The following is a 24,413-nucleotide window of genomic DNA, read 5'->3' as shown; positions in this document are numbered from 1 at the left end:
AGGAGAATACTTTAAGTAGTGGTTAGTGAGTAGTTGTTAGTATTTATAACTACTAGACTTATTTCTGAATTAAGAAAAACACAAAAACGGGTCATGCTTCACTGCGTTCAGCATGACCCGTTTTCACAAGACTTTTAATTTGGGAGCAAGCCTACTCACTAATAGCTAACCACTATTCTCTTACAACTAATACAGCACATCGTTGATGGGCTGCATGGGCGTGGGCAGGTTGGTTTCGGCCAGCATCTGGCGCAGGTCAATCTCGATACTACGGCAGATGGACGACATCGACACGTCGTTTTCCTGGTTTTCGAAGGGATTTTCGCTGTTGTGCCCCACCTTCTCGATAGTATGAAATACCCAGCTCACCAGCGTGGCGAAAGGCACCATCAGCCAGACGTGGTAGGGCCCGAGGGCCACGCGGCTGTCGAACTCTTCAACCAGACCTAGGGGCAGCAGGATGGCAAACACCATGACGAAGACGTAGCTGAAGAACGCGTACTGCCGCGGAAACGGGGTGTTCTTGATGCGCTCGCAAGCACCCTGGTGGTTGTTGAGCTCGCGCAGGGTCTCGGCCATCGACACCTCCCGAAACTCGCTAATCATGCCATCAAAGCTGAGCTGGCGCAGGTCGTGGCCCTGGCGAATGACCAGCTGGGCGGGCGGGTTGTTGGTTTTGCCGAGGGCGTGGTCGGCGGGGTCCAGCAGAAAGGGCACGACCTCGGCCTCCCACAGCTCGGCCGTTTGGCGGCGCAGGTGCAGGCGCAGGGCATTGGCCCAGGCAATGTGGCGGTACACCAGCCGGCGATGGGCCTCCTGCTCGGCACTGTCGTAGGCAAAATTGTCGTCGGGGGTACGCACAAAATCAAGTACTCGCCCAGTCCAGGTGCGCGAGGAGTTGACGACCGAGCCCCACAGCTGGCGGGCTTCCCAGAAGCGCGAGTACGAGGCGTTGCTCTTGAAGCCGATGTAGAAGGCCACGGCCGTACCTAGGGTAGCCACCGGCTGCCACGGAATGTCGAGCCAGTGAAAATCGAGCGGCCCGTACATGAAGCCAATGATGGCATCGTACGTCATAAAGATTAGCAGCGGGCGCCAGCCATATTTCTGCCAGATGAAGCTAGGCCGCAGGTTTCGTTCGATGTGCATAGGATAGGGTATTCTAATATTATTCGGCCCGATTAATGACTGGCCAACTGAGTAGGGACTAACACCCTAGGGGCCGCCGGCTACGCAAAATAAAGGCCATTGGGGGGTCTGACAGTGCAGTTTTACTTTGGCCGCTCGTTCTTTACGGTGCTAAGGCCCACATAACCATTATCAACCGTATTTCATTTTTCCTTCATGAAGTTACCTACGCTATTTTCTATCCTTATGCTGGCCGCCGCCACCCCGGTTTTGGCCCAAAAGCCAGCCAAGCTCAAGTACCCCACCGACGACAACAGCCGCGTCTACGACGCGGTGGAGCAGCCGGCCGTGCCCAAAGGTGGCCCCCAGGGCTACGCCGACTACCTGGCCAGCCACCAGAAGTACCCCACCGCCGCCATGCAAGCCAAGCAGGAAGGCACGGTGATGGTGACGTTCGTGGTTGAAAAAAGCGGCAGCATTGGCGAAGTAGAAGTGAAGCAGCCTATCGCGCCCCTACTCGATGCCGAGGCCATCCGGGTCATCAAAAGCGCCCCTAGGTGGACGCCCGCCCACCAGAAAGGCAAAGCCGTGCGCCAGCGCGTGACCGTGCCCGTGAGCTTTGTGCTGGCCGAAGGCTCGGGCGAAGTGATAGAAGTACCAGCCGCCGGCGCCCCCAAGCCCGGCCAGCCATTGCCGCCCGGCGCCGTGGCGGCCACGCCGGGCACGACTTCGGTGGTGGGCACCGCGCCCAATGGCGCCGCCATCATCCGGCCCGAAAAGTCGGCTCAGCCGGTAGGCGGCAACGCGGCCTTTTTCACTTGGATTGCGGCCAACCAAAAGTACCCCGACCTAGCCCGCAAGCGCCACATCCAAGGCAAGGTGCCGGTCGAGTTTACGGTGCAGCCCGACGGCTCACTCACCGACGTACGCGTGGTGCAGAAGCACGGCTCGGGGCTCGATGAGGAGGCCGTGCGCCTCATCAAAGCCGCGCCCAAGTGGGAGCCGGCCCTCTACCAGGGCAAGCCAATAAAGCAAAAGATGGCGTTGCCGGTTCTATTCCAATTGTAGGCCTCGCCGGGGCAGCCGCACTTGCGCTAAGCTGGTGCGTGAAGTATCGGGCGGGCCTGCGCGTCTATCTGCCTACGGCCCTCTTTCCTGCCCCATGTCCTACCTCGAAGTTGCCACTGTTCCCGTCACTTTTCGCATTTGGTCGCACGAGCGGCGCTACCGCAATGCCGCGCAGGCCATTGCCCAGGCGCTGTTCGATGCCCTAGACGATGAGCTGGAGCCGCAGGTACTGCTGCTGGGCCTACCCCTAGATACCAGCCAACCCATCGTGCAGGAGGCCGGCCCCGATGGCACAGAACTGCCCACCGAGCTGCTGGCCGACGTGGCGGAGCGCGGCCGCAGCCTGGCGCTGATGGGCCAGGTACCGGTGGCCACCACGCCCATCGACAACGCGCTCGACCCGGCCGACTTGCGCGACCGCCTCGAGCGCAAGGGCGTGCGAATGGCTTTGCAGCCGGTGCTTAATGAGCTGGCCGCGGGCACCGACTACGAGTACTTTTCGACCTGGCCGATAGTCCTTAACAACTACTACGTCTGCACCATCCTGCGCGTGCAGCGCAGGCCGCTGCAAGCCTATCCAGCCCTGCGCCCCGACCGCGCCTACACCGATGGCCGCCCGCTGCCCAACTCGCTGCTGGTGGCGGCCATGTCGCGCTTCAACGAGGAAACGGTGAAGGCCCTGACCGAGCCCGAGCCCGGCGCCGGCCTGCTCTACCGCCCCCGCGACACCGAGGAGCTGCTGCGCGCCGCCGGCCGCAGCCTGCTCGATGCGCCCGCCCTGGCCGTGGGCTCGGCCGACTGGAGCAGCGGCGAGCGCCTTGACTGGGGCAGCAGCACCGGGCCGGGCGCCGAGCGGCTGTTTTACATTATCAATACCATTTCCAGCCTCCGCTACGAGGGCGCCGAGGGCGTGGGCTGCCTGCTGCTGGCCCGCCGCGGCCACCCTAACCTCGAAGAAGTCTTTGCCCTAACCTGCCCGGTAGACCTCACCGACTACCGGGCCGTACGCAAGCTCCTGGAAATGACCACGCCCGGCATTCACCTGCTGGCCGATGCCGACAAAGTGTACGCCCTGGGCCGCGAGGTAGGCCACTACGACGCCGCCCGCGAAGACCTGTTTGCCTTCCACTTCGTGACGTACTACACCTGGGAGTTCAGCCACGCGGGCCACACGCTGGTGCGCTGCCGCTATGGCCTGCCCGGCCTGGCCCGCCCCCGCCTCAACCGCCTGGCCTTCAAGCGCGAGTACAAGCGCACCTTCGGCGTGCCCAAGGCCGAGGAGCTAGAGCGGATGTGGCAAGTGGTGCTGGAAGCCAGCCGCCAGCCCAAGGGCACGCTGCTGGTCGTGAGCACCGAGGCGCTGGCCGAGGCCGACCGCCTCAAGCTCCAGTGCACGCTCATCGAGCCAGTGGTGCTCACACCCATCATCACCCAGCTCGTCACGGCCATCGACGGCGCCGTGATGCTCGACCCGCAGGGCTACTGCTATTCCATCGGCGTCATCCTGGACGGCACTGCCAGCGGCCGGGGCAACAGCACCCGCGGCGCCCGCTACAACTCGGCCATCCGCTACGTCGAAAGTTCGCCCTACCCCACCCTAGTCGTAGTAGTGAGCGAAGACGGCATGGTGGACGTGATGACCAAAGCCAGCCTGGCCGAAAGCCGGGTGTAGCAGCAACCTAGGGCTTTGCTTTGAACGACCACGTAACCCGGAACACGGCCACCACGTCGCCGGCCTCGTCGCGGCCCGTGCTGGCGCACACTACGGTGCGCCCTTCGCCCGTGGCGCGGCTTTCGGCGATGGCCTGCGCAATGGCGGCGCCATCGGGGCAGGTGAAAGCAATGAGGCCCACGGCTTTCTTCGTAAACTCGGCTTGCAGGCCCACTACCAGCATCGACACCGGCCCGCCGCCCTGCGTGTGCAGCATAGCCTGTAGCCCCGAGGCCAGCTCGGCCGCCATGGCCAGCGCCGCGAAGTAGATGCTACGAAACGGATTCTGAGTAAGATACTTGTAGCGAATAGTGACCGTGGCGGCCTCGGGCGTGAGCGCCACCAGCCGCAGCCCGGCCAGCCAAGCCAGCGGCAGCTTACGCAGCATAAACAGCCGCAACTTGTGCGGGTTGAGGACCTGGCGGCGGAAAGCCTGCATAGCGGGCGTGTCGAGGAGCGGCATAGGCAGGAGGTTTCTCGCAGAATTTTATTTCTTAGGCTTCACTACGAGCTCCCTGTACCCAAAAACCGGGTCCGTTTCGCGGGTAAACTCCAACTCGGGCAAGGCCACCAGCACAATTTCAGCGGTGGTATACACCCGGCAGCCGGCCAACAAATGCCCGCCTAGGGTGCGCCCGATGCTGTCGGCTACCGATAGGTGCAGGTGCGAGCCGCCCGTAGCCGAGAGCGTGCCCACAAGCGAGACAATTTCGAAGTGCCCGCGGTACTCCGTGGGCCCCTCTTGGTTGGCGAGCCGCAGCGTGGCTACCGTAAGGCTGCCCACGCACGTGAGCACTGCCCCGGCCCCTAGGTGCTGCTGCGCCACGTAGGCCAGTAGGGCATCGCGCAGGTCGTCGCCGGGCCGCAGCCGCAGGGCGTGGGCCCGCATAGGCGACGTAGGAGTCGGGGCAGGTTTTGCAGATTGAGCCATCGTGAGCGGACTATTCAGCAGCCCTAGGAGCAAAACTAACGCCCATCGGCCGGCATCCTTATTTCTCATTTCTTCTCTAGTACCAATACTATTTTGTTGAAGTTAGCCGAGGCGTTGATGACCGAGCGATAAGCCTCAAAGTCCTTCTTGGGCCAATAAATCTGGTGGTAGGCCTCGGTCGAAGTCACCGTCAGCTGCTGGCCTTGCTGCGAGTAGACCGAGCGAAAGAAATAAATGGGCGCCGCCGGGTCGGCGCCGGCTTTCACATCTATGTTCAGGTCTTGCAAGTTGCGCACTGAGTAGCCGGCGGGCAGCTCCACCACCAGCTGGCGGCTGTACTCGCGGTTGAAGTCGTTCTCCACGTCGAACTGCCGCGCCTCCTGCTGGTACAGCTCGCTCTGCGGGCCGATGAGGGTGCCAATTTTAAATAAATAGCGGGGCCCGGCCTTGTCGAGCAAGCCCGCGCTTTCGAGGTCCGAGTCTACCGTAAACGGCTTGGCCAGGATGTTGAGCCCGCGCTCGCCGTTGCGGGCCGTGGTTTTGAGGAAGGTAGCGTCGGGCACGATGGGCTTTTGCAATTCCAACAGCACTTCGGCCTGCTTGTCGGTGGGCACCAGCGGATACAGGGCTTGCAACTGGGCGCCGTGGTAGCCCCCAAACTCTTGGTGCAGGTGCACGGTGGCTTTGTCCAGGGTCGGCGCGAAGCTTACCTGCACGGCCATGTTGTGCGGGCTGGCGCTGGCGGGCAGGGCCGCCACCTCGCGCACCGTGCCCACCGCCGATTCCATGCTACCTAGGGTCACGCTTTTGATGAACAGCGCGGGCGTGCCTGTCCAGCCGGGGGGCACCATACCTAGGCGGAAGTCGGGCCGGCTCGGGGCCAGGTACTGCTTGGTGGCCGGGAAGTAGAAGAAGAAATTATCGAGGTAGCCCCAGGTATCGAAGCTGCCATCGAAGGGTATCTCGCTGCGGTCGGTGTTCACCACCAGTTCGTGCTCCACCCCCAGGGCTTTGTAGAGCGCCCCCAGCAGCCGCACAAACCCGAGCTCGGGCGCGTTGTGTGTGGCCACCACGCGGGTGAGGCCAGGTTCAGCGCCGGGGTCCAGGTTGAAGTTGAGCTTCACGTAGCTTTCCACCGCCGCAATGCGCTCGGGCAGGCTAGCGCCGCTGGGCACGTTGGCGGCTTTCAGCACGGTGCTCACCGCCTTGGCCTCCTCCTTGGTCAGCGTGTACACCACTTGGTGCATGGTCTGGCTGGCATCGGCCCAAGTAAACTGGCGGGCAGCGCCCTTGTTGGCTACGTAGGCCAGCTTGTACTCCACCCGGGCCCGGTGAGCTTTGGGGTCGGCAAAGGCCTCGTTGTGCAGGGCCTCCAGCGCGGGCACCTGCACCCGCAGGATGCGCTTGCCGGCGGTCAGAGTGTCGGTTTGCACCTTGGCCGTCGAGTTGTATACCTTGGCTTCGAAGGTGAGCCCCACGGGCGCAATCAGCTCGAAGGCCACGTCGTGCTCGGGCGTGCCGCCCTGCAATATTTCGCGGCCAAAGTGGCTCATGCCCCGCTCGCGAGTGTAGTAGTACTCGACCTCGCTGCCAGTCTCAACGCCCTCGAGCGCGAAAATGCGATAGTCGCCCGCGCCCGACTCGTTTTTGAGCTCCTTCATACTCTCGGGCTGCACCTCCACCACCACGCCCTTGGGGCTGATGGTGCGGGCCCGCACCGCCACCGTGGCGCCACCCGGCAGCACCGGCACGGCCAGCTTGTTGTGCTGCTCGATGCCGTCGGCCGTGTTCACGCGCACGATGCGGTGCTCGGTCGTGAACTCGCGCAGGCCCTTACCAGCCGGGTCGAAGTAGTACTCCGTGGCCGTGAAGTCCTTCAGTACCACGGCGGGCAGCGCGGCTTCATCGGCTGACACGGGCAGGCGCTGGTGGCGCTTCTCGTCCCAGTGGTAAGCCGCGTATTTGAGCTGGCTTGGGATAGCCTGGCTGGCCTTCTTCTGAGCCAGGGCAAAGCGCGCCGGCAGCAGCGCGGTGAGCAGCAACGCGCTGCGGAAATAAGTAGAAGTATGCACGAATCGGATACTAGTTATAGCGCTTAATTTATTTTGAAACTGTATAGCAAGTTGAAAACGAGCGTTATGCTGAGCGAAGCCGAAGCATGACTTTTCAGCCTTCCCAAATAACTCCCTAGGTCTTCCTCTTTTTCAGAATAACCACTTCGCGGTAGGCCGCGCCTAGCTTGTCCACCACGCCGTTCCACTGCTTAAACTGCTTGGTGGGCAGCAGCAGGTAGTTCACGGTCAGCTCGCGGTTTTGGATGATGCGGTCGCCCTGGCGCTCGTAGCTGATGCGAAAGGCCAGCGGGCCGGCCGCGTCGCCGGCCTGGGCGGCGGGCGGCAGGTAGCTCACCTCGTAGCCGGCGGGCACCACCAGCTCGGTGCGGGTGTGGTCGGTGTGGGCAAACTCGTTGGCACGGGGCAGGCGGCGCGTCAGCGAGTCGAGTCGGTCGTGGGCCAGCGGGCGCTCCAGGTTGAGGTTGATGTAGAGCTCGTCGTCGAGCTTCTGCACGTAGTCTTGCAGGCGGTAGTCGTAGGTGAGGCGCAGGGGCTGGTCGCGGGCGTCGAGGTTCTGCACGGCGTACTTATCCACGAAGAATTTATTGCTGCCACGCTCCAACAGGGCTTTCACGTACTTGGGCTCCTGCACGCGGTCGAGGCCACCTAGGGCGTAGCTCTGGTTCACCTTGGCGTAGCCCGTGAAGGCGAGCTCGCCGGTGCCGCGCAGGCTGGTGCCGTCCAGGGTCAGCACCGAGCGGTCGGTGGCGCCGTTGCGGGCGGGCGCCACCACCGGAATGGGCACCACCTTGCTCTGCTGCCCATCGATGCCCAGCAGGCCTTCCTTACCCTGAATAAACGCCGAGGGCATGCCGAAGGGCGTGTGGTTGCTAGTGGCATCCAGGAAAGTATACTGGCCGGGGCTGAGCTCGCAGGTCGAAATCATGTGGTTGTCCACGCCCGGCGTGGCCAGCTCGCCGTACTTGTAGGGCAGGTCGCGGGTGCCCACCCAGGTCAGGTACGACTTGAGGCCGGCCAGGCGCAGCATTTCGGTGGTGAGGTTGGCCATGTCCTTGCAGTCGCCGTAGCGGCGCTCGTAGACCAGCCCGGCGGCGTGGGGCACGAAGCCGCGCATACCCTGCTCGAAGGCGATGTAGCGCACATTGTCCTGCACCCAGTAGTAGATGCGGCGGGCTTTTTCCTCGGGCGTAGTGGCGCCGGCCACCAGCGAATCGACGCGGTGCTTCAGGGCCGGGCTGTCGTGGGGCTGAATGCGCCGCACAAAATCGGCGTACATCGTATAAAGCTGCGGCACGCCCCCTAGGAGCTGCTGCTGGCGCCCGGCCACCGTGGCCTGCTCGATATAGTACACCAGGTGGGGCAGGTAGTAGGCGGCCTTGGGTGCGTCTTCGTCGCGCGGGGCGGCGGGCAGGTTGTCGGCCGACCAGCGGTACACCACGTTGCCGCCCTGCTCCTGCTTACTGAACTTGATGGGCAGCTGCTCGGCATTGAACAGCTTGTAGTTGAGCTGCACGCCCTTGGGGGCCGTGATGGTGACTTCGGCGTGCCGCACGGGCACGTAGGAACCGAAGTAGAAGGGCATCAGAAACCGCCCATCGGGGTGGCGCACGGTGTAGTCGGTAACGGTGCGGGCGCCCGGCGCCACGGCCGGAAAGCTGAACGAAGTAGCGCGGGTATCATCAAAGAATATGCCTTCCTGCATGTCAAACTTGTCCTTGAAGGCTGTCACGCGCAGGGGCTTGTACTTATCGGCCGCGCCCGGCACGGGCACCAGCGTGCGAGCTTCCAGCTTCAGCAGCTTGTTGAAATGCGAGCTGTACACCTGGTCCAGGGCGTAGGGCGCCGAGTGGTCGCCTAGGTGCACCATGTCGTGATAATGGTGCGCCAACACCTGCACCGAGTCGTGGCGAATCTCGATAGTCAGGTCGGCCCGCAGGTTTACGTAAGCGGCCTGTTGGCCCAGATACTGCTGCTGCATCTCGGCCAGCGGCGGCAGCGTTTGGCCCCAGGCAGTAGTCGAATCTAAACTAACTAATAGTAAAACAAGGATAGGTAATAATTTCATAGCAATAAGCAGATTAGCCCCGAAAATATACGCTAAAAACAGCCCGCGGCCCGCTCTTGGCACCCGTAGTTTTGCCTGGCGCGGTTTCGGCGTCAGCAGCTAGTAGCGCGAACTCTGTAGTTCGCGTTTTTGCAACGTTCAAACGGCGCGAAAGCGCGAACTACAAAGTTCGCGCTACTACCCAGCGCCTATTCTCACGCCGCAACTGACCTAGGAGCGGGGCGCCCTACTGAAGATTGTAGACCGCGTTGTTCCAGTAAACCTCCGTAAGCTGCGGCTTGCCCTGGGCGTCGTAGGCAATGGTGGGGCCCGAGCGCTCGCCGGCCCGGTAGGCTTCTTCGCGCTCTAGGGTGCCATCGGGGCGGTAGTAGCGGCTGCGGCCGTGCAGCTCGCCATTTTGGTACGATTCTTCCTCCATCAGCTTGCCGCTGGGCCAATAGCTCACTTGCAGGCCGTGGCGCACGCCCTGCTGGTGCGCCACCCGCCGAAATACCTGCCCCGAAGTGTAGTAGTACGTGAAATTACCACTCGGATAATTGCGCGCGTAGGCTTCTTCCGCCGCCGGCTTGCCGTTGGCAAACGCCGTTTTAATGGCGCCGCCCGCCGCGGGCAGCGCCTGGCTGGCACTAGTAGCCCCTATCGCGCCGGGCCCGGCAAAGCCCACCAAGCGGCCCTGCTCGTAGCGCCGCTCCAGCAGCAGCTCGCCGGCGGGGTTGTAATGGCGGCTGGGGCCGTCGAGCTCGCCCTCGTCGTTGTAAGCCTGTACGCGCTGGGGCTTGCCGTTCGGAAAGTTGTATACCCACTCCCCCACCGGCTCATCGTCGAGGTAGCGGCCGCGGTTGCGCAGGGTGCCGTCGGGGTAGTAGGTGCTGAATTGCCCGTAGAGCTTGCCGCCTAGGTACTGCCCTTCGGTCTGGGTTTGGCCGTTGTCGTACTGGCTGCGGTAGGCGCCGTAGCGCTGGCCGCCGCGCAGCGTTGTTGCCGTTTCGGTCTGGCCGTTGGGGCGCAGCCAGGTAGTGGCGCCTTCGTAGTCCCGGTTAGCCACCCCGGCGCGGTTCAATACTTTTTTGCTGCTACCGGGGTAGTGCAGCACCAGCTCTTTGGTGGCCGGCGTTAGCTCGTAGCGGTCGATGACTTTATTCGTTGAGTCATAGGTCGTGAGCTGGCGCAGCTTGCCGAAGGCGAACAGTCGCTCCTGCGTTAGCTTGCCGCCCGGCTCATACGCCCGAAACACCCCGCTCTGCTCGCCGTGGAAGTACTCCTGCTCCTGGCTTAGCCGCCCGGTGGGGTAATATGATTTCCACACGCCCTGCTCCTGGCCCTGGCGCTGGAAGCCCGTTTGCAAGGGCTTGCCCGTGGCGTAGTACTGCTCAAAGTAGCCATCGGGCACGCCGCCCGGCCCGTAGTGGCGGCGCTGGTGCAGCTGGCCGTTGGCGTAGTACACCTCGCCCACGCCCGTGAGCGCGCCGGCCGCATCGTAGTGCTGCACCTGCGAGAGCGTGCCATCGGGAAAATACGTTTTCCACTCCCCGGCCAGGTGGCCGTTTTCTACTTCCCCGGTGCTCTTGAGGCGGCCCTCTGCGTCGTAGTTTTTCACGGGCGTGCGGCCTTTTTTCAGGGGAGTGTCGGCCAGGGTTTTGCCCTGCGCATCGAGGCTAGTCAGGCGCACCATGCGGCCGTGCTCGTAGAGCGTGGTACTGTAGTGGCGGCCCTGGGCGTCGTAGTCGAGGTAGGAGCCGTGCAGCTCGCCGGTGGCATCGTAGGTTTCTTCTACGCTGAGCTTACCGGTGGCAAAGTACTCTTTCCACGGGCCCGTGCGCTTGCCGCGGGTGTACTGCCCGGTTTCGCGCACTTTGCCGTTGGGGAAGTACGTGCTGTAGGGGCCGTGCAGCTCGTCCTGGTCGTAGGTGGCCTTTTTCTCCACCGTCTTGTCGGGGTAGTACACTACCGACTCGCCCTGCGTTTTGCCCTGCGCGTAGGTGGTGCGCACCTCGGGCGTGCCATCGGCATAAAACCGTTCCAGCAGTCCGTCGCGCTTGTCGGCGTGCATCTTGGCTCGAAAGCTGACGGTGCCGCCCGGCCGGTAGTCCACGGCCTCGCCCTCGTAGTCGTTGCCCACAAACTGCCGGGTGTCGCTCAGCTGGCCATCTTCGGCGAAGGCCTTGCTACCGCCCTCCAGCTTGCCCTGCCGGTAAATTGCCTCGCTTTGGAGCTGGCCGCCGGGGTAGTAGTAGCGCGTGGGGCCGTCGAGCTCGCCCTTGGCGCCGTACTGCATCTCGGTTTCGGTGCTGCCATCGGGGCGCAGCACCAGCCACTTGCCCGTACGCTCGCTGGCGGCCGAGTAAGCCCCGCGCTGGCGGATGTTACCATTTTGGGCCACCAGCAGCCAGTTGCCGGTGGGCTGCACTTCGCCCTTGGCATCACGCTGGCCGGCACCTAGGCCATCGAGGTACGGGCCATCGAACCAGGCTGCTACCTGGCCTGAGCCCGTTGGCCGGGGCTGCTGATTGCGAAACGCCAGCAACGGTTGGCTCACGGCGGCCGTCAGCTTTTCGAGGCGGGCTTTGTTACCCTTCAGCCACTGCTGCGCGCTTTTATCCTCGGCCGAACTAAGAATGAGGTAGGTGAAAGTGGTCAGGTTGTCGTCCTGCCGCAGCGCTTTTATTACGGGCCCATAGGCCCGCAGCCAGAAGTCGCTGGCCGGGTCGGCCTCCAGCGGAAACTTCTCCACCAGCAGTTGTAATTGCTTCACAATGCCTGCCTTAAACTTCACCTTGCTGATGTACGCCGCATTCAGCGCCACCTTACTCGTGAGCAGTTGGTCGAGCTCCTCAAACGCGGCATTCGGCGCTATGGGCGCCGTCTGGTCCTGCTTGTCAATGATACTCACGCCCTGCGATAAACGCTCTAGGTCTACCAGCACCGCATTGCTGCGTGGCCCTTCGGGCTCGATGGCCAGAAACAGCAGCAGGCTCAGCATGGCGTGGGCCGTCTGGCCCTGCTGCGCCGCCGCGATACCTAGGAGCCGGTGCCCGCTCGCCTTGGCGGGCCGCAGCTCCAGCGCCCGCTGGAGGCTGGCTAACGCCGCCGCCATCTGGTGCTGGTTCAGCTCTAGCACGCCTTGGTTAATCCACAGGTTTTCGTTGTAGGGAAACAGCTTGAGCCCCGCCGTGTAGGCTTGGCGGGCTTCGGCCAGCTGCTTCAAGCCCTCGTGGGCGCTACCTAGGGTGCTGTACAGCTCGGGCTCGAAGGGCTCGACGGCCAGCGAGCGCCGGGCGGCCTCTACGCTGGCCTGGTACTTTTCGGCGGCCATCAGGCTGAGCGCAAGCTCGGCCTGGGCCTGCGCGTAGGCGCTGTCGCCGGGCGTCACGAGCTGGTAGCGCGCGGCGGCCTCGGCGTACTTCTCGGCGTCGTGCAGCGCCACGCCTTCCTTGATGAGGGCCGCCGCCTCGGTATAGGTAGGGGCAGTGGTTGTTTGAGCATGGCCCAAGCCGGGCAGTGCCAATAGGGCCATAGCCGCCCCATAGTGTCGCAAGTGCATACTGGAAAAGAAGCCTATCCCAGCCGCAACACGCAGCTTATCTTAAATAAGCGAGCAAGTATAAGCACTTACGCACCAGCTTTTCAGCAATTCCCGGCAGCCTGCAATTTTTTATTTGCTGAACCGCACACTGCCGTGGCGCATCTTAATATTGACGCTGCCCGCGCCGCGAACCGGCGCCCGACGGCCGTACACCCCCAACACGTCGGCAATGCCTTGGTCGTGCTCATTCGTGGACAGTACCCGCACCAAATTCTTGTCCACCAGCAGCTGGCCTTGCTCGGTACTCACGTCGAATTGGAAGCTAGGTGTCTCTTCCGCGAAGCCCAGCCGGATGGTGCTGTAGCCGCCATCTAGGTTTATCTGCCGGAAATTGGCGCCCATGTCGCGCACCTCGAAATTGGGGCAGTATCGCACCGCCATGTCGAGCCCCTCGCTCAGCTTATCCACGCTAAAGCGTGAGTAGCCCGACGAGCCACGCAGGTTGCGCACCTTACCTAGGGCCACGTCGCCGTACTTGCTGTGTACCGTCAGGTCTTGCACGGTGGCCATGTCCACGTCGGCGTAGTTGGTGCGCAACTCTACTTGCTCGCCCTCCGTCAGGCGCAGGCGGGCGTAGTTGGCCTCCAGGGTAGCTTGCTTCACGTAAGGGATGGTCGCCTCGCCGTTGGCAATGTGCACCACATTGCGGGTGCCCGCCAGCCGCGCCGTGCGCAGGGTTCCGTAGTCTACGTTGAACTGGGTCGGCCCCTGCCAATCGCCGGCTACCGTAACGTCGGCAAATGAAGCCGCCACGCGCAGCGCTAAGGTACGGGGCAGCCAGATGGTATAATTGACCTCGTAGCGGCGCCCGCCGCCGCACTTACCCCGCAGGCTGGCTCCAAACTGCGAGCTCACGCTTGTGCCGCCCGTGTTGGCATCATAGGCGAGGTACTGTACGCTCAGCGCGTCGAGTATCTGCGCGGCGGCCACGGGCGTTTCGGCCCGGGCCACCAGGTCAGTTTCTACTTTTATCTCCTGCTTATTCCAAGCGTTTATTTGCACTCGACCGTAGCGCGTATCTAAGGCAAATGACTGACCCGTTTTGCTCACCGAAAAGCGCCGGCTCAAATGGCGGCGCTGCTCAATGGGCGGCAAACCCTGCTCGCCATCTACCTGCTCAGTAGGCCCTTGCTGATTGGGGCTCGCCTGGGTGGGCCCGTCCTGGTCATTTATTTCCCACTTACTAGCTTCTGCCCTAGGTAGCCAGGCGTGTGCAGCTATAGCCCACGATGGCAACCCCAGCCAGCTCGCCAGTACTACCAACCCACTTACTAGCGCACGGTTAGTGGTCATGGCGCAGGTTACTAGCCGGTAATCGGCGACTATCGGCCAGGGCAAATTCCCCGCGCGCATCGTTGTTCATTGCCGTTTGGGCATCGCCGTGCTGCTCCAATTGCTGGTCCAGGATATCAAGCCGGTATTGTAGGTTGCGGTTCATGGCCGTCAGCACTACTTCAGGCTGCGGATGCTGAGGCAATACCCGCTTGAGCTGCTGGTAGCTGGAGTCTAGCTCAACTAGCTCCCGCGTCCAATCGGCCGCAGCACCAGGCGCGAGCTGGCTCAGCTCAGCTTTGCGGTCGGCTAATTGGCCCACGTAATACCGTTCCATCCCGCGCACCGCCGTATCCAGCCGGGCGTTCGTATTCTGGCTTGCCTCGCTGGCCACCATCTCACCCGAAGGCGCCAGGTAAAGTGCCGCTTCCGCTGGGCTATCAGTTGGTAACCCAGTCATAGTGCCCGCTGCCACGCGCTCTTTCGCCACCTGGCCCGACTTCCAAGCCTCTCCTAGGCCCGCAGCCAGTATCAGCACCGCCACCGCCGCCGCGATACTGTAGCGCTCGGCCCAGGCCCGGCGCTTGCCAGATGCTACCGGCTCCAGCGGCATAATCGGGGTCTCCTGGCTGATTGCAGCGGTTGCAGGACCTGCAATACTCATAATAGGCTCGGCTACGTTGCCTGAGCCGTGCAATTCTTTCTCCAGCGCCGCCCATAGTTCAGGGCGGGGCTCGTGCAGGTCGAAATCGGCACGGTGCCGTTCTACGCACGTTTCAAGTTGGTCTTGCTTACTATAGTTCATGGCGAATAGCTCTAAAATCCATCGGTAATAATGCCGCTACCCGTTGCTAATACGGTGCCAGGTAGCGAAGGCCAGCGGAGAAAGTGAGAAAACAGCGATTGCAGCAAAAAAGTCTTGGTAATCAGTAATTTTAAATTCTGCTAAGCTTAGCTTAAACCTCGCTGCATAGCTAGCTCGCGCAGTCGCTGCCGCGCCCGGCTGTATTGCGACTTAGAAGTAGACTCAGTGATACCCAGGATGCCCGCGATTTCTAAATGGTCATAGCCCTCTAGCAAGTAAAGCGACAACACCACCCGGTACCCGTCTGGTAGTTCCTGAATGCACCGCCGCAGTACATCGGCGCGGTACTGCAACTCGTCGGCCTCCTCGCCGGCATGCGTTGCAGTAGCCTCGGCCGGGGCCGCTTCGTGATGAAAATCCTCCAGCGGCACGAGCTGTAGGCGTCGTTGCCGTAGGCAATTGATACTCTTATTAACCACAATGCGCTTGAGCCAGGCGCCGAACGAAGAATCGCCCTTGTAGCCGCTCAGTTCCCGAAAGGCACTGAGAAACGATTCTTGTAGTACGTCCTCCGCTTCGGCATAGTCCCCAGTGATGCGCAAAGCAGCATTGAACATCGCTTTTGAATAGCGCCGGTACAGCTCGGCTTGCGCTTGGCGGTCGTTGAGCCGGCACCGCTCTACCAGCGGGGCATTAATGTCGATATAAGCAGCAGCTTCCATAGGCACACTCGGTCTGGATGAGCTACGAAGGTCGGCAGCTTTCCGAAATACTACGCCACAGACAATTGCCACGAGCCCTAGGTTGCACCTAGCTATGGAAAAGCTTTAGTTTAACGTTGAGCTTATAATACTTTAGACGCACAAAAAAGGGACGCACCGAGTGGTGCGTCCCTTTTAAAAACTTACTTTCAGCGATAGGGGCTAATTACTCACCCTTCTCAGCTTCCTCACGGGTTTCGCCGTTGGTCAGCGTTTCGGTGTCCGTGTCTTCCGGAGCCGACTGAGTAGTGGTAGCCGCAGGCGCAGCATCAGCCACTACGGCAGCCGAAGTGCCAGTTTCGTTACCAGCAGCTTCGCCCTTACCACCACGACGACGCGAACGACGGGTAGTGGTTGACTTAGCTTCAGTAGCATTTTTCGACTCGAGCAGTGTCTCGTTGAAGTCCACCAGCTCGATAATGCACATATCCGCGTTGTCACCGAGGCGGGTAGCGCTCAGCTTCAGAATGCGAGTATAGCCACCGGGTCGCTGGCCGATTTTCTCAGCTACCGAACCAAACAGCTCCTTCATGCTCTCTTTGTTCTGCAACGAAGCAAACACGGTCCGGCGCGAGTGCGTCGTATCATCTTTGGCCTTGGTCAGCAGAGGCTCTACGTACTGGCGTAGGGCTTTCGCCTTGGCAACCGTAGTAGTCACGCGCTTGTGCATGATGAGCGACGTTGCCATGTTCGACAGCATCGCGTGGCGATGGGCGGTAGTCCGGCCCAGGTGGTTGATTTTTTTACCGTGTCTCATTGGACAGATTAGTTAAATGCTACGCTTGCGGAGAAGGACCACGGCGGGTCGCTAGAACCTCATTAGAACCCCAAACCCTAGGGCGCAGCGGATGAAAAAAGTAACTATAAAAAATTGCTGGCTGCCAATTCCTCGCAATGAGGATTTAGCAGCCAGCAAGGCAATCTATTCTAGTCTTCGTCGAGGCGGTACTTGCTCAGGTCCATACCGAAGTGCAGGCCCTTCTCTTCCACCAGGTTTTCCAACTCAGTGAGGCTCTTCTTACCGAAGTTGCGGAACTTCATCATATCGGCCATGTCGAGCTGCACTAGCTCGCCTAGGGTCTTGATGTCGGCCGCCTTCAAGCAGTTGTATGCCCGCACCGAAAGGTCCATCTCGCCAAGCGAGGTTTTCAGCACCTTGCGCATGGCGAGGGTTTCCTCATCAATGGGCTCGGCAGCTACCGGGCGGTTGCCGCTCAGCTGAATCGTGCTGTCCGAGAACAGCATAAAGTGCTGAATGAGAATGTTGGCCGCACCTTTCAGCGCTTCCTCGGGGTGAATCGAGCCGTCGGTCGATATTTCAATCAGCAAGCGCTCGTAGTCAGTTTTCTGCTCTACGCGCGTATTCTCGATGCTGTACTTCACGTTCTTGATAGGCGTGTAGATGGCATCGATGGCAATCTGACCGAAAACCTGGTCAGCGGGCTTGTTCTCGTCGGCGGGCACGTAGCCACGGCCACGCGCTACCGTCAACTCAAACTCCAGCTCTTTGGCCGGGTCGAGGTTGCAGATAACCATCTTCGGGTTCAGAATCTGGAAGCCCACGGCAAACTTGCCGATGTCGCCCGCCGTGAAGCTGTCTTGCCCGCTGATGCGCACCGTAATCTTGTCCTCAATAGCGTCGCTGATTTTCTTGAAGCGCACCTGCTTGAGATTCAGGATGATTTCGGACATGTCCTCAATCACCCCCTCAATCGTCGAGAACTCGTGTAGTACCGAAGTCGTACGCACCGACGTGATGGCGAAGCCCTCCAGCGACGACAACAGGATGCGACGCAGCGCGTTTCCAATCGTGACGCCGTAGCCCTTCTCCAGAGGCTTGAATTCAAACGTCCCGGTAAAGTCGTCGGATTTCTCCATTACCACTTTCTCCGGCATCTGAAAAGCTAAGATTGACATATGTGGGGCAGTTAATTAGTGTATACTGGAAAAGCAAGCCGAAGCTTGCCTCAAATTTGGGTAGCCAACCAAAACCACGAGCGGGTTGTTTTCGTGCCCTAGCGCGCTCATAAGCAGCAGCATAGCAGCACTGGCTTAGCACAAATGCGGCCCGAACCAAGCCCGGGCCGCACCAGTGTGCCAATCTTACTTCGAATACAGTTCGACGATGAGCTGCTCCGTGATTTTCTCCGGGATAAGCTCACGTGCAGGCATGTTGATGAACTTGCCCACCAAGTCTTTGCTATCCCACTCCAGCCACGAGAACTGACGCGAGTTGCGCACGGTCAGCGAAGTCGTGATAGCTTCAAGTGACTTCGACTTCTCACGCACACCAACGAGGTCGCCGGGACGCAGTTTGTACGAGGGAATGTTTACCACTTCACCATTTACCGTAACGTGGCGGTGCGACACTAGCTGACGAGCAGCACGACGCGTAGTAGCGATACCGAGGCGGTACACTACGTTATCGAGGCGCGACTCCAGCAGGCCGAGCAGGTTCTCACCCGTGATGCCGGGGAGTACAGCAGCTTTGTGGAAGAGGTTTTCGAAGTATTTTTCCAGTACACCGTACATGTACTTTACTTTCTGCTTCTCCATCAACTGCACGGAGTATTCCGACTGCTTCTTGCGACGGCCACGGCCGTGCTGGCCGGGGGGGTAGTTCTTTTTGTTGAGCGCTTTGCTCGGACCAAAAATCGGCTCCGCAAAGCGACGGGCGATTTTGGCGGTAGGACCAGTATAACGTGCCATTTTAGAAAAATATCAGGAGTGAAAAATCAAACGCGGCGACGCTTGGGCGGGCGGCAGCCGTTGTGCGGCAGCGGCGTCACGTCGCGGATGGTCGTCACTTCGATACCAATGTTGCCGAGGGCGCGGATGGCCGACTCGCGGCCAGCACCCGGGCCTTTCACGAAGATTTCGGCTTTGCGCATACCGAGGTCGTGCGCTACTTTGCCGCAATCCGTGGCTGCCATCTGGGCAGCGTAAGGCGTGTTTTTCTTCGAACCGCGGAAACCCATTTTACCCGCCGAGGCCCAGGAAATAACCTGGCCGTTCGAGTTGGTTACCGAGATGATGATGTTGTTAAAGGAGGCGCGGATGTGGACTTGGCCCACCTGCTCCACCACGACAAGCCGCTTCTTGGCTTTGTCTTTTCTTTTTTGTGCCATTTGGTTATCGCTATAAACGCGGCAGGTGTTGGCTCCGCCTCACGCCCACAAGGAGCATCAAGCAGAGCCGATTGCCGCTACGGGTTATTTCGTTGCTTTCTTCTTGCCGGCCACGGTCTTACGCTTGCCCTTGCGGGTACGCGAGTTGTTCTTGGTGCGCTGACCACGAACTGGCAGACCTTTACGGTGACGGAGACCGCGATAGCAGCCAATGTCCATCAGACGTTTGATGTTGAGCTGAACTTCTGAGCGCAGTGCACCTTCCGTCTTATGCTCAGCGGCGATGATGGCGCGGATTTCGCCAGCTTCAGCCTCGGTCCAATCTTTCACTTTCTTGTTGACATCGATGCCAGCTTTGGTGAGGATTTTAACCGAGTTGCTCCGGCCGATGCCGAAAATGTAAGTCAGGGCGATTTCGCCGCGCTTGTTGTCCGGGATGTCTACCCCTGCGATACGAGCCATAGTGTTGTGAGATGTTTGCGGACCAGAAAGCCCGGCAGCGGCTTGGAAGGCGGTTAGCTGAATAAAAGTTCAAACTAGCCAGTACCCAAGGCTCCGGGCCTCTGAAAATTGATTTAGCCCTGACGCTGCTTGAAGCGGGGGTTCTTCTTGTTGATAACGTAGAGCTTGCCGTTGCGGCGGATGATTTTGCAATCAACGCTACGTTTCTTCACCGAGGTTTTTACTTTCATGACCTTGAAAAGAACGAAAAAAATTACTTGTAACGATACTTGATGCGACCTTTCGACAAGTCGTAGGGTGACATCTCTAATTTTACCTTGTCGCCGGGCAGAATCTTGATGTAGTGCATCCGCATCTTACCCGAGATGTGGGCAATCAGCTGGTGGCCATTTTCCAATTCCACGCGAAACATGGCGTTGGAAAGGGCTTCGAGGATGGTACCGTCCTGCTCGATGGAGGCTTGTTTTGCCATAAGGGCTAACGCAATGCTTTTTCTATATATTCAAACGAGGTCAGAATTTCTGCCTTATCCTTTCTAACAACAACCGTGTGCTCAAAGTGCGCAGCTGGTTTCTTATCGCGGGTTCGGATAGTCCAGCCATCCTTCTCCTGCACCACATCCTTCTTGCCGAGGGTAATCATCGGCTCGATAGCGAGCGTCATCCCGGTTTGCAGTAGCGGTCCCGAGCCCCGTTTGCCGTAATTAGGCACTTCGGGTTTCTCATGCAGGCTAGCCCCTACTCCGTGGCCGACCAGTTCGCGCACCACGCCGTAGCCTTTTGGCGAAACGTAGTTCTGAATGGCGTAGCTGATATCACCAACGCGGTTGCCAGCTACGGCTTGCTCAATGCCTTTGTACAGCGATGCTTCAGTTTCCTTCAGCAGTTGCTTTACTTCAGGCGACACCTCCCCGATTGGATAAGTGTAGGCACTGTCGGCGTGATAGCCATTGAGGAACACCCCGCAGTCTACCGATATGATATCTCCGCTTTTCAGCGGCTCATCAGTAGCAAAACCGTGGACTACTACCGAGTTTGGACTCAAGCAGCAGCTATGCGGAAAACCATAGAGCCCTTTGAACGAAGGGGTAGCGCCGTGGTCGCGGATGAACTCCTCAGCGCGGCGGTCTAACTCGCGCGTCGTGACTCCCTCGCGCACCAGCGCAGCTACCTCGCCGTGGGCACGCGCCAGCAGTTGCCCGGCGGCGCGCATTAAGTCTATTTCCTCTTCAGTTTTATACTGAATAACACCAGTTGCCATTCGTGCTGATTAGGAGGCAATGGCAATCGGCTGTGAAGGCCGACCGCGCAATTTGCCTGATTTCATCATGCCATCGTAGTGGCGCATCAGCAAGTAGCTTTCTACCTGGTTGAGCGTATCTAGCACCACGCCTACCATAATGATAAGCGAAGTTCCCCCGTAGAACAATGATAGCGGACGAGTAACACCTAGCAGCAGCGCTAAAGTCGGGAAGATGGCAATCAGTGCCAGCGCTACAGCACCCGGCAAAGTCACGCGAGTCAGGATTTCATCAATAAACTCCGACGTATCGCGACCTGGCTTTACGCCGGGCACGAAACCACCGCTACGCTTCAGGTCATCCGCAATCTGATTGGGGTTAACGCTGATAGCCGTGTAGAAGTAGGTGAAGATGACAATCAGCAGCGCGAACACCGTATTATATACCCAATGCTCGGGCGAAAAATACGCTGCAATCGTAGCTGCTAGGTCACTATTCTTGTCCCAAGCCGAAGCAGCGATGCTCGGTACGAACATCAGCGACTGGGCGAAGATGATGGGCATAACACCTGCGGCGTTAACCTTCAACGGGATAAACTGACGCTGGGCGTCGAGTTGCGTGGCACCACCTACCTGCTTAGCATACTGCACCGGAATCCGGCGTACAGCCTGCGTGAGCACGATAACAGCCATTACTACCAAGAACAGCACTACCAGTTCGAGAAGGAAAATCAGCGACTTATTGACGCCTTTAGCAGCAGCTTCGCCGATAAGAGCACCAGGGAGGCGCGATACGATACCAATCATGATAATCATGGAAATACCGTTGCCAATGCCTTTGTCGGTGATTTTCTCACCTAGCCACATGCAAAACAGCGTTCCGGCCGTGATGATGAGCATGGTCGAAATGGTGAAGAATGTGCCGGGATTCATGATGGCCTCGGCATTAATCGTCGCCAGGAAACCCACGGACTGCGCCATCACAATCGGGATGGTGAGCACGCGGGTGTATTGGTTGATTTTCTTCCGACCCGACTCACCTTCTTTCTGCAGCTTCTGGAAGTACGGCACGGCAATCGTGAGCAATTGCAGCACGATAGACGCCGAGATGTACGGCATAATGCCCAGGGCGAAGATGGAGGCGTGGCTAAACGCACCACCGAGCAGCGTGTCCAGAATACCGAACACGCCGCCAGTGCCTTGCTTCAACTGCGTAGGGTCTACACCTGGTAGAACTACGTAGCAGCCTAGCCGGTAGATAGCAATGAAAAATAGCGTATTGAGGATTCGCGTACGCAAATCCTCAATAGCGAAAATATTCTTTATCGTTTCGATAAACTTATTCATTGCCAATTGCTAACAATAAGAAGCTACAGCGTAACTACTTTGCCACCAGCTTTTTCGATAGCCTCAACGGCCGATTTCGAGAAAGCGTGGGCGTGTACTTCCAGAGCGGTGGTGAGTTCACCACGACCTAGGATTTTGATTTTGGCATTCTTCGACACCAAGCCAGCTTCTACGAAGTAAGCTTGGTCCATCGCGGTTACCGTACCTTTTTCGAGCAGACCCTGGAGCACGTCCAAATTGATGCCTTTGAACTCAACGCGGTTGATGTTCGTGAAACCGAACTTAGGAACGCGACGCTGGAGGGGCATTTGGCCACCTTCGAAGCCCGACTTACGCGAGTAGCCCGAGCGTGACTTAGCACCTTTGTGACCACGAGTTGCGGTACCACCGCCGCCCGAGCCCTCACCACGGCCAAGGCGCTTGTTGTTGCGCGTCGAGCCAGCAGCGGGTTTTAGATTGGAAAGATTCATGACTGGGATAAACGCTTACAGTTCGGTTACTTCCAGCAGGTGCTGAATCGACTTCACCATACCCAGGATGCTGGGGTTGGCTTCGTGCGTAGCAACGCTGTTCATTTTATTGAGGCCGAGGGCCTCCACGGTACGCTTCTGACGCTCGGGGCGGTCGATGGCGCTGCGCACGAGCTTTACTTGAATCTGTGGCATGGTCAACTTAACCGTTAAATACGCGAGCGAGAGAAATGCCGCGTGCTTGAGCGATTTGCATCGGGTCGCGCATCTTGGCTAGGGCAGCAAAGGTAGCCTTTACTACGTTGTGGGGGTTCGACGAGCCTTTCGACTTAGCCAGTACGTCTTTGATACCAGCCGATTCGAATACGGCGCGCATGGCACCGCCGGCGATTACGCCCGTACCAGCCGCAGCGGGCTGCACGAGTACGAAACCTCCGCCGTAGCGGCCTTCCATTACGTGGGGAACGGTGTGCTTGTACAGCGGCACTTTCACCACGTTTTTGCGAGCGTCGTCAATGCCTTTGGCAATGGCGTCGGTTACTTCGTTGGCTTTGCCCAGGCCGTAGCCTACGTTGCCTTTGCCGTCACCCACCACTACGATAGCCGAGAAGCTGAAGCGACGACCACCTTTCACCACTTTGGCTACGCGGTTGATAGCTACTACTTTCTCTTTGAAGTCCGAATCGCCCTGAACTGAGCTATCGTTGCCGCGGCCACCGCGGTCGTTGCCGCGACGGTCGTTGCCACCCCGGTTGTTGCCACCGCGGTCGTTTCCACCAGGAGCACCACCACGGTTGTTGTTGTTATACTCTGCCATGATGCTTAGAAATTGAGGCCGCCTTCGCGGGCTCCTTCAGCTAGTGATTTAATACGACCGTGATAGAGGTAGCCCGAACGGTCGAATACCACTTTCGTGATACCGGCCTCCTGCGCTTTAGCAGCGATTTCGCGGCCAACGGCGGCGGCCAAAGCCACCCCGTTACCACCTTCGGCGGTTACCTTCTTCGACGAAGCGGCAGCCAGCGTGCGGCCAGCCGAGTCGTCGATAATCTGGGCGTAGATGCCCGTGTTGGAGCGGAACACCGACAGGCGCGGGCGCTCCGACGTACCGGACACTTTCGTGCGGATGATGCGCTGAATGCGCTTCCGGCGAGTTGCTTTATCGAAAGCCATGATACTAGATTACTTTTTAGCGGCAGTCTTGCCGGCTTTACGACGAACGATTTCACCCACGAAGCGCACACCTTTGCCTTTGTAAGGCTCTACTTTCCGCAGCGAGCGGATTTTGGCGGCTACCTGACCGATAAGCTGCTTATCGATGCTGTTCAGGGTAACGATAGGGTTTTTACCTTTCTCGGTAACGGCAGTGGCCTTTACTTCGGGCGGCAGGGCCAGGTACACGTTGTGCGAATAGCCAAGCGACAATTCCAACGACGAGCCGGCCAAGGTAGCCTTGTAACCTACGCCTACCAGCTCAAGCTTGTGCTCGTAGCCGGTGTTAACGCCGGTAATCATGTTGTTGATGAGCGAACGGTACAGGCCGTGCATGGCTTTGTGGCGCTTCTGCTCCGTAGGGCGGGTCACCACTACGTTACCGTCTTCCATAGCTACCGCGATGTCGCGGTCTACGGCCTGGGTCAAGGTGCCTTTCGGACCTTTCACCGTTACGGTGTTCTCGTTGTCGACCGATACCTGCACGCCAGCGGGCAGTGCAATCGGCAGTTTACCAATGCGGGACATATAGATACTAGGGCTTAGCGGTTAGTACACGTAGCACAGCACCTCGCCGCCCACGTTCTCGTTTTTCGCCTCCTTCTCGGTCATTACCCCTTTCGAGGTCGACAGGATGGCGATGCCCAAACCACTCAATACGCGGGGCAGGTTGTCGGCCGCGCGGTATTGGCGCAGGCCGGGCGTGCTCACGCGGTCCAGCTTGGTGATAGCGGGAGCCTTCGTAGTAGGGTTGTACTTCAGGGCGATTTTAATCACACCTTGGGCCGAAGTATCATCAAAACGGTAGCTCTGAATGTAGCCCTTGTGATAGAGCACTTTCGTGATTTCCTTTTTGATGTTGCTGGCCGGGATTTCCACTACCCGGTGGTTCGCCTTGAGGGCGTTGCGCAACCGGGTAAGGTAATCGGCAATCGGGTCAGTATTCATTTAGTTTAAGTAGGCCCTGGTTATGGGACCGCAAAGATAAGAAAATTTCGACGCACTAGCTACTGCCGTACAACGAAATTTCAGTTAAGACTACTGGGCTCGGCTGTCGGGGCCGGCCCATGGTTTCTTTCGGCAACCTGCCAAATGAGTGGGCGAACCCACAGTGTACCTTAAGCTTTTTCGGGGTGCAAAGGTAGCAGGAAGTCTG

At 59.4% G+C, this 24,413-nt stretch carries 26 protein-coding genes; 2 read left to right on the top strand and 24 right to left on the bottom strand.

What is annotated here, in order from left to right:
- Window positions 1–186: 186 nt before the first annotated feature.
- Window positions 187–1,149, bottom strand: a complete 963-nt coding sequence (locus ACFSDX_RS02975; protein ID WP_382311690.1) for a bestrophin family protein — start codon at window positions 1,147–1,149, stop codon at window positions 187–189.
- A gap of 195 nt (window positions 1,150–1,344) precedes the next feature.
- On the opposite strand from ACFSDX_RS02975, the gene ACFSDX_RS02970 reads away from it, so the two are divergent.
- Both ACFSDX_RS02970 and ACFSDX_RS02965 read left to right on the top strand, forming a co-directional pair.
- A complete protein-coding gene (locus ACFSDX_RS02970; RefSeq protein ID WP_382311689.1) occupies window positions 1,345–2,196 on the top strand; it encodes an energy transducer TonB in 852 nt (283 codons plus the stop codon).
- A gap of 94 nt (window positions 2,197–2,290) precedes the next feature.
- Window positions 2,291–3,868 carry a diadenylate cyclase gene (locus ACFSDX_RS02965; protein WP_382311688.1) on the top strand — a complete coding sequence of 526 codons (1,578 nt, stop codon included), beginning with the start codon at window positions 2,291–2,293 and terminating at the stop codon, window positions 3,866–3,868.
- 7 nt (window positions 3,869–3,875) lie between these two features.
- Here ACFSDX_RS02965 and ACFSDX_RS02960 read toward each other — a convergent pair whose 3' ends face one another.
- From ACFSDX_RS02960 to rpsH, 23 genes are all read right to left on the bottom strand, one after another.
- Window positions 3,876–4,370: a DUF4442 domain-containing protein gene (locus ACFSDX_RS02960; protein WP_382311687.1), complete on the bottom strand. Its 495-nt coding sequence runs from the start codon at window positions 4,368–4,370 to the stop codon at window positions 3,876–3,878.
- A 24-nt stretch (window positions 4,371–4,394) separates the two neighbouring features.
- Window positions 4,395–4,796, bottom strand: a complete 402-nt coding sequence (locus ACFSDX_RS02955) for a PPC domain-containing DNA-binding protein (RefSeq protein WP_382311686.1) — start codon at window positions 4,794–4,796, stop codon at window positions 4,395–4,397.
- Window positions 4,797–4,903: 107 nt separating this feature from the next.
- Window positions 4,904–6,910, bottom strand: a complete 2,007-nt coding sequence (locus tag ACFSDX_RS02950; protein ID WP_382311685.1) for a DUF3857 domain-containing protein — start codon at window positions 6,908–6,910, stop codon at window positions 4,904–4,906.
- Between the two features lie 115 nt (window positions 6,911–7,025).
- The gene (locus ACFSDX_RS02945; RefSeq protein ID WP_382311684.1) at window positions 7,026–8,978 is read right to left on the bottom strand and encodes a DUF3857 domain-containing protein; all 1,953 of its coding nucleotides are present in this window, start codon (window positions 8,976–8,978) and stop codon (window positions 7,026–7,028) included.
- A gap of 226 nt (window positions 8,979–9,204) precedes the next feature.
- The gene (locus ACFSDX_RS02940) at window positions 9,205–12,519 is read right to left on the bottom strand and encodes a tetratricopeptide repeat protein (protein WP_382311683.1); all 3,315 of its coding nucleotides are present in this window, start codon (window positions 12,517–12,519) and stop codon (window positions 9,205–9,207) included.
- Between the two features lie 111 nt (window positions 12,520–12,630).
- Entirely contained in the window at window positions 12,631–13,854 is a 1,224-nt protein-coding gene (locus ACFSDX_RS02935) for a hypothetical protein (protein ID WP_382311682.1), read from the bottom strand.
- Window positions 13,844–14,638 (bottom strand): hypothetical protein, encoded by a 795-nt coding sequence (locus ACFSDX_RS02930; protein ID WP_382311681.1) that lies wholly within the window; start codon window positions 14,636–14,638, stop codon window positions 13,844–13,846. Before ACFSDX_RS02930 ends, ACFSDX_RS02935 begins: the two co-directional genes overlap by 11 nt.
- 146 nt (window positions 14,639–14,784) lie before the next feature.
- Window positions 14,785–15,360, bottom strand: coding sequence for an RNA polymerase sigma factor (locus ACFSDX_RS02925; RefSeq protein WP_382311680.1), 576 nt, complete (start codon window positions 15,358–15,360; stop codon window positions 14,785–14,787).
- 205 nt (window positions 15,361–15,565) lie between these two features.
- Window positions 15,566–16,156, bottom strand: coding sequence for a 50S ribosomal protein L17 (gene rplQ / locus ACFSDX_RS02920; protein ID WP_382311679.1), 591 nt, complete (start codon window positions 16,154–16,156; stop codon window positions 15,566–15,568).
- Window positions 16,157–16,326: 170 nt separating this feature from the next.
- Window positions 16,327–17,316 (bottom strand): DNA-directed RNA polymerase subunit alpha, encoded by a 990-nt coding sequence (locus ACFSDX_RS02915; protein WP_382311678.1) that lies wholly within the window; start codon window positions 17,314–17,316, stop codon window positions 16,327–16,329.
- 186 nt (window positions 17,317–17,502) lie between these two features.
- A complete protein-coding gene (gene rpsD / locus ACFSDX_RS02910; protein ID WP_382311677.1) occupies window positions 17,503–18,108 on the bottom strand; it encodes a 30S ribosomal protein S4 in 606 nt (201 codons plus the stop codon).
- A 26-nt stretch (window positions 18,109–18,134) separates the two neighbouring features.
- Window positions 18,135–18,527, bottom strand: a complete 393-nt coding sequence (gene rpsK, locus ACFSDX_RS02905) for a 30S ribosomal protein S11 (RefSeq protein WP_382311676.1) — start codon at window positions 18,525–18,527, stop codon at window positions 18,135–18,137.
- Between the two features lie 84 nt (window positions 18,528–18,611).
- Window positions 18,612–18,989 carry a 30S ribosomal protein S13 gene (rpsM, locus tag ACFSDX_RS02900; RefSeq protein ID WP_382311675.1) on the bottom strand — a complete coding sequence of 126 codons (378 nt, stop codon included), beginning with the start codon at window positions 18,987–18,989 and terminating at the stop codon, window positions 18,612–18,614.
- Window positions 18,990–19,102: 113 nt separating this feature from the next.
- Window positions 19,103–19,219 carry a 50S ribosomal protein L36 gene (rpmJ, locus tag ACFSDX_RS02895; protein WP_068340511.1) on the bottom strand — a complete coding sequence of 39 codons (117 nt, stop codon included), beginning with the start codon at window positions 19,217–19,219 and terminating at the stop codon, window positions 19,103–19,105.
- Between the two features lie 23 nt (window positions 19,220–19,242).
- Window positions 19,243–19,461 (bottom strand): translation initiation factor IF-1, encoded by a 219-nt coding sequence (gene infA, locus ACFSDX_RS02890; RefSeq protein ID WP_035567874.1) that lies wholly within the window; start codon window positions 19,459–19,461, stop codon window positions 19,243–19,245.
- Window positions 19,462–19,466: 5 nt separating this feature from the next.
- Window positions 19,467–20,249 carry a type I methionyl aminopeptidase gene (gene map / locus ACFSDX_RS02885; RefSeq protein ID WP_382311674.1) on the bottom strand — a complete coding sequence of 261 codons (783 nt, stop codon included), beginning with the start codon at window positions 20,247–20,249 and terminating at the stop codon, window positions 19,467–19,469.
- Window positions 20,250–20,258: 9 nt separating this feature from the next.
- Window positions 20,259–21,575, bottom strand: a complete 1,317-nt coding sequence (gene secY, locus ACFSDX_RS02880; RefSeq protein WP_305018573.1) for a preprotein translocase subunit SecY — start codon at window positions 21,573–21,575, stop codon at window positions 20,259–20,261.
- Between the two features lie 23 nt (window positions 21,576–21,598).
- Complete coding sequence (gene rplO, locus ACFSDX_RS02875) at window positions 21,599–22,045, bottom strand: 50S ribosomal protein L15 (RefSeq protein ID WP_382311673.1); 447 nt, start codon at window positions 22,043–22,045, stop codon at window positions 21,599–21,601.
- 15 nt (window positions 22,046–22,060) lie between these two features.
- Window positions 22,061–22,240 carry a 50S ribosomal protein L30 gene (gene rpmD / locus ACFSDX_RS02870; protein ID WP_173116012.1) on the bottom strand — a complete coding sequence of 60 codons (180 nt, stop codon included), beginning with the start codon at window positions 22,238–22,240 and terminating at the stop codon, window positions 22,061–22,063.
- A gap of 7 nt (window positions 22,241–22,247) precedes the next feature.
- Entirely contained in the window at window positions 22,248–22,862 is a 615-nt protein-coding gene (gene rpsE, locus ACFSDX_RS02865) for a 30S ribosomal protein S5 (protein ID WP_133656913.1), read from the bottom strand.
- 5 nt (window positions 22,863–22,867) lie between these two features.
- Complete coding sequence (rplR, locus tag ACFSDX_RS02860) at window positions 22,868–23,218, bottom strand: 50S ribosomal protein L18 (protein WP_283562697.1); 351 nt, start codon at window positions 23,216–23,218, stop codon at window positions 22,868–22,870.
- A 9-nt stretch (window positions 23,219–23,227) separates the two neighbouring features.
- Window positions 23,228–23,785: a 50S ribosomal protein L6 gene (rplF, locus tag ACFSDX_RS02855; RefSeq protein ID WP_382311672.1), complete on the bottom strand. Its 558-nt coding sequence runs from the start codon at window positions 23,783–23,785 to the stop codon at window positions 23,228–23,230.
- A 21-nt stretch (window positions 23,786–23,806) separates the two neighbouring features.
- Window positions 23,807–24,205, bottom strand: a complete 399-nt coding sequence (gene rpsH / locus ACFSDX_RS02850; RefSeq protein WP_157564854.1) for a 30S ribosomal protein S8 — start codon at window positions 24,203–24,205, stop codon at window positions 23,807–23,809.
- Window positions 24,206–24,413 lie beyond the last annotated feature (208 nt).

Source organism: Hymenobacter bucti, assembly GCF_042681145.1.
Classification (GTDB): Bacteria; Bacteroidota; Bacteroidia; order Cytophagales; family Hymenobacteraceae; genus Hymenobacter; species Hymenobacter bucti.
Note: the sequence above shows the minus strand (reverse complement) of the source record. Positions and strands in the feature narration are given on the sequence as shown.